Origin of the sequence: Mesorhizobium sp. M2A.F.Ca.ET.042.01.1.1, from assembly GCF_003997405.1 — a bacterium.
Lineage (GTDB): Bacteria > Pseudomonadota > Alphaproteobacteria > Rhizobiales > Rhizobiaceae > Mesorhizobium.
In genome coordinates this window covers 1-2,270 of record NZ_RZRX01000483.1, presented here as the reverse complement: position 1 = coordinate 2,270, position 2,270 = coordinate 1, and the positions used below count along the sequence as shown (strand labels likewise).

General features: G+C 65.3%; 2 protein-coding genes. Both read right to left on the bottom strand.

The window, feature by feature from the left end; genetic code table 11:
• Positions 1-1,092 (bottom strand): NAD(P)/FAD-dependent oxidoreductase (locus EOA23_RS33995; protein WP_145966583.1); only part of this gene is annotated, 1,092 nt, incomplete at its 3' end.
• 167 nt (positions 1,093-1,259) lie between these two features.
• Positions 1,260-2,270 (bottom strand): sigma 54-interacting transcriptional regulator (locus EOA23_RS33990; RefSeq protein ID WP_145966582.1); only part of this gene is annotated, 1,011 nt, incomplete at its 5' end.

The window sequence follows — 2,270 nt, the reverse complement described above, 5'->3', positions numbered from 1 at the left end:
GGTGGATGACCGCTGCACCATGGTCACGTCGGCGCCGCCTTCCCACTGCGCCGCGCAGATGTCGTGCGCCGAGTTGTTGGAGCCGATCACCACCACCTTCTTGCCGCGGTATTTGTCCGGGCCGGGATGGGTCGAGGAGTGCTGCTGCTCGCCCTTGAAGATGTCCTGGCCCTTGTATTTCGGCCAGTTCGCCTTACCCGACATGCCGGTCGCCAGCACCAGCTGCTTGGGCTTGAGCACGATCTCCTTGGCGGCGCGCTCGACGACGACGGTCCATTCCTTGGCCTTCTCGTCATATTTGGCGGATTTGGCGGTGGTGGAGGCCCAGTAGTTCAGCTCCATCACCTTGGTGTACATCTCCAGCCAGTCGCCGATCTTGTCCTTCGGCGCGAAGACCGGCCAGTTCTTCGGGAAATCGATATAAGGCAGGTGATCGTACCAGACCGGGTCGTGCAGGCAGAGCGACTTGTAGCGCTTGCGCCAGGAGTCTCCGGGACGCTCGTTCTTCTCGATGATGATAGTGGGCACGCCGAGCTGCTTCAGCCGGGCGCCGAGCGCGATACCGCCCTGACCGCCGCCGATGATGACGACATAAGGTTGCTTCGTATGGCCGAGCTCGGCGATCTCGTCGTCGCGCTCCTCGCGCCAGGTCTTGCGGTCCTTGCCATGCCCGTGCTTGGCGCCGAGCGGACGACTGAAGCCCGCTTTCTCCTCATGCCCTTTCAACTCCGCCATCGTGGTGAGCAGGGTCCAGATCAGGTCGCCCTTGAACCGCACAAGGCCAAAACCGCGCGCGACGCTTGTCTCGAAGGTGATCCAGGCGGTGATGACGCCGCTATCCTCGGTCGCTTCCTCGCCCTTGGCCACCGCCCATGCGGTCGGCTTGGTGTTGGCCAGCGTCGCTCGCAGCATGTCGCGAACCTGGTCCTGGCCTTCCATGGTCTTCAGGTTCCAGGTGAAGGTGACGAGGTCGCGCCAGTAGCAGTCGGCCTGGAAACAGTTGACGGCGCTGTCGATGTCGCCGGTTTCCAGCGCCTTGCCGAACTTGTCGAGCAGCGCCTGTGCCTTGGTGGTGGGTGTTCTCTCGAGCATTTGTTCTCCTCCACTTGCTAGAGTGCGTCATGAGCAGCAAGCGGCGTGCCAACCGTGGCGCTCATCTGGTGCTATCAATGGAATCAATCTGTTAGGACGCTCTTGCGGCGCCTTGCCTGTTGCATTTTCTGTTGCAAGGGCTGCGGCGCGCCACAGCCCTTGCAACTTTAGTTCGGCGCCTCCAGTCGCAGGCGCTTCATGCGGCGATGGACCGTGGTGCGGTCGACGCCGAGACGCCGCGCCGCTTCGGAAATGTTCCAGCCGGTCGCCGCCAGCACGGCAAGCAGGGCTGCGCGCTCTTCCTCGGGCGAGGGGGCGCGCAACGCGACCAGGCTGGCGGAAGGCGCCGGGGGCGCCGTGCGGGCCGTGGCGAAATCGGGCAGGTCGGAAGGATGGATCGTCTCGTCGTCGCAAAGCGCCACCGCCAGATCCACGGCGTTGACGAGCTCGCGGATGTTGCCCGGCCAGCCATGACGGATCAGCGCCAGCCGCGCCGCCGGCGACAGTTTTGCCGCCCGACCGGCAAGGCGCGCGCGCTCGCCGACCAGCCGTTCCAGCAGCCATTCGAAATCGGTGCGCTCGCGCAGCGCCGGCAAGGTCAGGGAGGCAGCGTTGAGCCGATAGAACAGATCCTCGCGGAAACGGCCCTCGGCAACCAGTCGGCGCAAGTCATGATGCGAGGCGGAGATGATCTTGATGTCGACAGGCCGAGGTGCTGTGCCGCCAACCGGAATCAATTCACGCTCGGCGATCACCCGCAGCAGGCGCGACTGCAGCGCGTAGGGCATGTCGCCGATCTCGTCGAGGAAAAGCGTGCCGCCGTCGGCGCTCTCGATCAGCCCCTTGCGTCCCTTGGCCGTGGCGCCGGTAAACGCGCCGGCCGCGTGCCCGAACAGCTCGCTCTCGATCAGATGTTCCGGGATGGCGGCGCAATTGATGGCCACGAACGGGCCGGAGCGCCCGGAGCTGTCATGGAGCGCGCGGGCGAGATATTCCTTGCCGGAACCGGTCTCGCCATGGATCAGGATCGGGATGGTGGTGCGCGCTAGCTTGGCGGCCCGCGCCTGCATGGCCGCCATGGCGGGATCGCCGCTGGAAAGCTCGGCGATCGGTTTCGGCAGCGCCTCGACAGGTGTGCGGCGTCCGCTCGACGGCTGCGGCTCGATGGCATGCGCGAA